The organism is Streptomyces tricolor (genome assembly GCF_002155905.1).
In the GTDB taxonomy this organism is placed as follows: Bacteria; Actinomycetota; Actinomycetes; order Streptomycetales; family Streptomycetaceae; genus Streptomyces; species Streptomyces tricolor.
In genome coordinates this window covers 1-6,385 of the sequence record NZ_MUMF01000772.1, presented here as the reverse complement: position 1 = coordinate 6,385, position 6,385 = coordinate 1, and the positions used below count along the sequence as shown (strand labels likewise).

Genomic DNA, 6,385 nt, shown 5'->3' with positions numbered 1-6,385 from the left:
CCGCCCGGCCGGGCGGCGAGGGCGTGGTACGAGGGCTTGGTGTTCTGCGCCTGAAGACCCACGACGTGCCCGACCGCGTCCCGGACCGGCATCGCGGAGCGGTCCAGCAGCAACTGCCGGGCAAGGGTGGCCCGGTTCAGCGCCCGGACGTCCAGCACCGGCGCGCTCCCCGCACCACCCCGCTCCCCCGCACCCGCGTTCGGTCAGCTCGCGTTCCCTCTGCTGTCGGTCATGACCGCACGCTGACGCCCTTGCGGACAGCGTCTGTCCGCGATGCCGGGCGCAGGGACGGGCGCTCACCCCGGCATGGGCGCGGGGCTGAGCCCGCTCGGTTGGTCCGGCGCGCCGTCGCACACCGACGGCAGCCAGGTCAGGCCCTGGGTGCCGCTGAGGGTGTCCAGGGAGCGCAGCAGGGTGTCCAAGTGGTCCGGGTGGGCGAGGAACTCGATGGTCGCCTCGGCGAACGCGTCGCGTACCGCGGGCGGCATCGCGTCCGAGGCGTCGAAGCAGTGCGTCTCCCGTGCGTCGCGGAGGGTCCGGGCCAGGGAGCGGCGCCAGTCCGGGCCGGCGTCGCCGGGCGCGGGCCGGACGTCGGTGTGCACGGAGAAGCCGGACTCCTTGGCGCTCCACGCGCGTTGGGCGTCGGCGGAGGCCAGGTGGCGGATCAGCTTCTCGGCCGCCGGGGTGGCGTGCAGCAGGGCGACCAGGTCGCCGGAGACCTCCCACGCCTGGTTGGCGGCGGTGCCGGCGAGGAGTTGAGCGGAGGGTGCGTAGCGGCCGTCGGCCTGTTGCCAGGCGCGCTGGCCGCGGATGAACGACGCCTGGTGCTCCAGCGTGCAGCCCCGCGGGCGCGCGGTGACCGGCTGCGACGCCGCGTCGTACGGTGTCTTGAGGGCCCGGCGGACCAGGGCGGGGTCGCCGCCGGCGCCGACCAGGCCGCGCCAGGCGGTCCAGGCCGCCTTCACCTGCTGCGACCGCCAGGGCAGTCTGCCGCGCGCCCAGTCGCCGTAGACCTTCGGGCCGTACCGCTGCAACAGGATGTCCTCGATCCAGTCGGTGCCGGGCCAGCCGCTGGTGGCGCCGGAGCCCATGCCGACGCACCACTCGGCCGGCTGCCGCGCCGCCTGGGCGCGCTGCTCCTCGCCGACGCCGGCCGGGTACCAGACGATGCTCTTCAAGTCGGCCTTGAGCGGGAACCAGTACACGTGCCCGTCCGCCAGCGGCATGGCCCAGGAGGTGCCGAAGTCCTTGGGGTCCACGAGGTCTTCGAGGGGAAGCAGGTGTTTCTGCCGCGCGTAGTCGGCGAGTTCGCCGGGGCCGGTGAGCACCACCACGTCGGGCGGGGTCCCGGCCTCGACGTCGGCGCCGAGCACCTGGCTCTCGGCGTTGCTGCCCTGGTAGTCGACCCGGATGTGGTACTTCCGCTCGAACGGCTCGAGGACCGCCTCCCGGAAGTCCTTCTCGTCGTCGCCGGTCCAGTTGGCCAGCAGGGTGACGGTCGGCTCCTGCCCGAGGGCGCGCACCCCCACGACGACGGCCGCCGCCAGGACGGCCAGGCAGCTCGCCACCACGGTGACCGTGCGGACCAGGCGGCGGGAGGGGCGGGTGCGGGTGCCGGGTGCGGCCGTCGCCGGGCCGCCGGGGTGCCCGCTCACCGGGGCCTGAACCGGTACTCGTCGATGTGCCGCCGCAGGCCCGTCTCGGCCAGTGCCATCAGCAGGACACCTCCTATCAGGATCCACACCGCCGCCGACGCGCGGAAGCCGGTGTGCGCCAGGTACGAGGCGGTGTCCCGCCCCGCGTCGGGGATGAGCCGCCCGGGCAGCGGGCGGTCGAGCAGCTGACGGGTGTCCGTCATGCCCTGCTGGGTCCACACGGTGAACAGCACGGTGGTGACGACACCCGCGGCGGACAGGGCGAAGGCCGCGAGGAGTTGGCGGTTGTAGCGGCGCCGGAAGCGGTGCCGCAGGAAGAGCTGGGTCTCCAGCAGCGCCGCGCCCAGGGCGAGAGCGAGGAGCAGGGTGACGGTCCAGGAGAGCCACAGCGGCGGGCCGAAGGAGGTCTGCCGGTGCACGGCGGCGCGCTGCTGCCGTTGCAGGGTCTTCAGCCGGTCCTGTATCCCGGAGCCCTTCTCCGTCAGGATGCTGGTCGCGTAGCTGAGGTACGCCTCGCGCAGCACGCTGCCGTTCGGCTGGAGCTGGGACTGCTGGACCTTGACGGCGTAGACGGTGATCAGTCCGGTGATCGTCTGGAGGGCCTGGCGGCCCCCCGATCCGCCGATGTCGTCGTCCGCGGCGGCGGCCGAGAGGCTCTGCGCGGCGACCGAGATCTGCTTCTGGAAGTCGCTGGTCGGGGCGGGCGCGCCGGCGTCCCGCTGGGCCTGGCCGAGCGCGTACAGCGCGGTGTCGAGGGACAGGACGGCCGGGGCGCTGGAGGTGCGCAGCGCGTTCGCGTCCCCGTGCACGCCCTGGTACGACACGAACAGGGACAGCGTGAGCAGGGCCGACAGCGCCAGCAGCAGGCGGCGGCGGACGGCGAGGTCGCGGGCGGTCGTGCTGCCGCCCGCCTCCGGCAGCGGTCCGGCACCGGGGAGCCGGTCGAGCAGGCGGGCCAGGCGGCGGTGCGTCCGGCCGGGTGGGCGACGGTCGGCGGGCCGCGTCCGCGGGTGCGGGTGCGGGTGCTGCGGGGAGGGCGTGGCCGGCTGCGCGCCGGCGCCGGGGGGCACGGCGGCACGGTGCGCCGGTCCCGGCGTCGTACCTCCGCCGCCGGGGGCGGGCGTCGTACCTCTGCCGGTGGTCATGCGGGCGACCCCCTCAGCAGCCGGCCGCAGTCGCCTCCGCAGTAGACGGAGTCGGCCGGGCCGAGCCATCGGCAGTCCGGGCACTCGACGAGCCCGTCGGGGCGGACGGGGAAGCCGGGTCCGGCGGAACCGGGCGGGGTGGCGGCTTCCCCGGGTGGCCCGCCGGCCCCGGGTGGCGCCCCGGACGGCACGCCGGCACCGGGTGGCACGCCGCCGGCCGGTGCGGCGGCGCCCGCTCCGGCCGGGACCGCTGCCGGCGGGGTGGCCGCCGGGGGTTCCGGCGGGGTCGTCAGGGCGCTGGAGAGGATCAGGTGCTGCCAGTCCACGTCCTTCAGGCCGGTGCGGACGCGGCCGGTGCCCGGGGCGGCCTCGATCAGCCGGAGCGCGCCGAGCAGCTGGGCGTCGCCGAGTTCGCCGGCCAGCGCGAGCGCGCGGGCGAGTGCGCGGTCGGCCGCGTCCCGTCCCTCCGCCCCGCGCAGCCAGGCCCGGTAGGCTCCGGCGACCGCGGCGCTCGCCTGCTGGTACAGCTCGTGCCGGCGGACGCCGGGATGCTGCCGGGAGGCGTCGAGCGGGTTGTCGGTCCAGCGCACCAGGACGGGCCGCGGCGCGGGCAGCCGTACCGGGCGGCCGAAGTCGGGTACGACGACCTCCACGGCGGCCAGCTGGAGGTCCTCACCGGTCTCGCGGCCGGTCGGGTCGGCGGTCAGGACGACCTGGAAGTGCCGTACCTCGTCGCCCCAGGCGCGGGTGACGTACTCCGCGCCGCGCCCGCCGGAGCCGGCCGGGACGGGGAGCAGTTCCTGCTCGCTCGGCACCACCTGTTTCACCTGGCGGATCACCGTGCCGGGGGTGGGGGTGAGCCGGATGCGCAGTTCGGGTACCGCGGTGCCGAGCAGTCCGGCCACCAATTCCTCGTAGGCGGCGGTCAGTTCGGACTCGGCGCGGACGGCGCGGGCGCGGCCGTGCAGCCGCCGGGTGATGCGCAGCAGCAGTTCGGCGTCCCAGTCGTCGCCGATCCCCCAGGCGTCGCAGACGAACCGGCCCTCGCAGGCGTCGAGGGCGGTGTCCAGGGACATCGCGGCCCGGTGGTCGTGCTCGTTGCGCCCGTCGGTGAGCAGCAGGACGTGTTTGACGGGGGCGGGCTGGTCCTTGAGCAGCCGCCGGGCGAGGTCGAGCCAGGTGCCGATGGCGGTGCCGCCGTCCGCGTCCAGGATCCGTACGGCGCGTTCGGCGGCCTCGCGTTCGGCGGCACCGGCGACGGCGAGCACCGCGCTGCCGGACGCGGGGTGGACCAGGGTGGCGTCGAACCGCCCGGAGAGCACGGCGAACGCGGTGCCGTCGGGCAGCATCCGGACCGCGGCGACGGTGGCGTCCTTGGCGGCGTGCAGCTTGGCGGCGGGGTGCAGCATGGAGCGGGAGGTGTCGACGATCAGCACCTCGGCGAGCGCGGGACCGGTGCCGGGCACGGGCGTGCCGGTGGGCCCCGGGCGGCCCCCGCCCCTGACCCCGATCTCCAGGATGGCGTGCATCTCCCGCTCGCGGTGCCGCCCGTGCGGGTCCGGCGCGACGGGCAGTTCCTTCTGCTGACCGACCGCGAGCGTCACCTCGGTCTCCTCGGCCACGGTCATCGGCGCCTCTTCCAAAGGGTTCGTGGGTGGGGTCAGAAGGTGGTCATCGGCCGGACCGCGTGGGCCAGGTCCAGGAGCCGGCCGTGCTCCCCGGCGGTGCGGGCCTGGGCGGCCAGCTGCCGGAAGGAGTGCTCCAGCCGGGTGCGCAGGCCGTCCTCGTCCCCGGGCCCGAGGAGGTCCCCGGCGGGGAAGTCCGGTCCCCAGCCCTGGGCCGGCCGGCCGTGCAGGGCGTTCTCGCGGACCTCGGCGACCAGCCGGGCCCGGGACTCGCCGCTCGCGGCGCCGCCGTCCAGGCGCAGTTCGGGCAGCCGCCGGGCCGCGTCCCGCAGGCCGGCCGGGGTGGGCGGGCCGCCGTGCAGGATGCCGGCGCGGATGCGGACGGCCGCGATGCGGGCGGCGTCGTAGTGCCGGGAGGTGGCGGGGACCTCGTCCAGGACGTGCACGGCGGCGTCCCGGTCGCCGCCGGCCAGGTGGCCGCGGGCCAGGCCGAACGCGGCGGCGGTGTGCGCGGAGTCCCGTTTCCAGACGGCCTCGTAGTACCGCATGGCCCGGGCCGGGCGCCCTTCGCCGGTGTGTTCGGCGCAGTAGCCGAGGGCGAGCTTGGGCACGTACTCGCCGGGCAGGGCCCGATAGACGGCGTCGAAGCGGGCGCCGGCCAGGTCCACCTCGCCCTTGCTGAGGTGCAGGACGCCGTGGTGCCAGGCGATGCGCCAGTCGTGGGCGGCGCGTTCGCCGAGCTGGGTCTCGGCCTCGGCGAGCCAGTTCTGCGCGGCCGTCAGCTCCCCCTTCCGGAGGTAGGCGCGGCACAGCCACAGGGCGGTCTCGGGCGTGCCGAGGCGGGATTGGCGGGGCCACTGCCGGGCGACCCGGTCGGGGGCGTCGGGCGGAAAGGTGTCCAGCAGCAGGGCGGCGCCGTCCTCGGGGTCGGGGACCGGCTCGGGCAGGGCGCCGGCCACCTCGGCGGCGGCGGGCGCGGAGACGTCCAGGCCGGGGGGCTGCTCGCCGGGGCGGCCGGTCCAGTGGTCCAGGGCGGGGATGGCGCCGAGTCCGGCGTCCAGGCTGGCGCCGGACGCGCGGAACCGGGTGGAGCTCTCCGGCAGCTGCTCGCCGAACTGAAGCGAGCGGAACTCGCGGAGCACCTCCCAGAGTTGGCGGGACATCTCGGCGGCGGAGCGGAACCGGGCGCGGGGTTCGGCGTGGGTGGCGCGGGCGATGAGGCGGCGGAAGGAGTCGGGGGCGAGGCCGCGGGCGGCCTCGGTGCCGCGGGCCAGGGCCTGGAGGGTCATGCCGACGGTGTAGAGGTCGCTGTCGATGTGCCAGCCGCGCCGGTCGATCTCCTCCTTGGGCGGGGCGAAGCCGGCCGTGTAGACGTAGGCGGAGGCGCGGTCGCCGATGGCGCGGACGGCCCCGAGGTCGATGACCTTGATCGCCCGGCCGAAGTGGATGACGTTGGCGGGCTTCATGTCGCAGTAGAGCAGGCCCCGTTCGTGCATGTACTCCAGGGCGCCGAGGATCTTGCAGCCGTAGGTGAGGACGTGGTCGAGCCGGGGACGGCCGTGGAAGATCCGCTCGACGTCGTCGGCGTCGAACAGCTGCTGGAGCGAGCGCCCGCCGATGTAGTCCATGACCAGGTAGCCGGTGGGCGAGCGGCCGGGGGTCCGGTGTTCGGCGTAGGTGATGATGCGGACGATGTCGGGGTGGTGCAGGTCGGTGAGCGAGCGGCGCTCCTCCACGGCGGTGCGGCGGGCGAGGGCGTCGTGCACGTTGATCTGGCCCTTGAGGACGACCCGGTGGCCGTCGGCGCGGGTGTCCTCGGCGAGGTAGATCCAGCCGAGGCCGCCGTGGGCGAGGCAGCCGAGGACCTTGTAGTGGTCGGCGACGAGGTCGCCCTTGGCGAGCTGCGGCAGGAAGGAGTACGGCGTGCCGCAGCGGGGGCAGCGGCCGGTGGCGCGGGCGG

At 75.8% G+C, this 6,385-nt stretch carries 4 protein-coding genes and 1 pseudogene; all 5 read right to left on the bottom strand.

What is annotated here, in order from left to right:
• Positions 1-158, bottom strand: a pseudogene (locus CCN44_RS46955) (winged helix DNA-binding domain-containing protein); the annotation flags it as partial.
• A 138-nt stretch (positions 159-296) separates the two neighbouring features.
• The gene (locus CCN44_RS39225) at positions 297-1,655 is read right to left on the bottom strand and encodes an ABC transporter substrate-binding protein (protein ID WP_086703858.1); all 1,359 of its coding nucleotides are present in this window, start codon (positions 1,653-1,655) and stop codon (positions 297-299) included.
• Positions 1,652-2,800, bottom strand: a complete 1,149-nt coding sequence (locus CCN44_RS39220; RefSeq protein WP_223283740.1) for a hypothetical protein — start codon at positions 2,798-2,800, stop codon at positions 1,652-1,654. Before CCN44_RS39220 ends, CCN44_RS39225 begins: the two co-directional genes overlap by 4 nt.
• Positions 2,797-4,428, bottom strand: coding sequence for a VWA domain-containing protein (locus tag CCN44_RS39215; protein ID WP_059253774.1), 1,632 nt, complete (start codon positions 4,426-4,428; stop codon positions 2,797-2,799). Before CCN44_RS39215 ends, CCN44_RS39220 begins: the two co-directional genes overlap by 4 nt.
• A 32-nt stretch (positions 4,429-4,460) precedes the next feature.
• Positions 4,461-6,385 (bottom strand): serine/threonine-protein kinase (locus CCN44_RS39210; protein WP_107502164.1); only part of this gene is annotated, 1,925 nt, incomplete at its 5' end.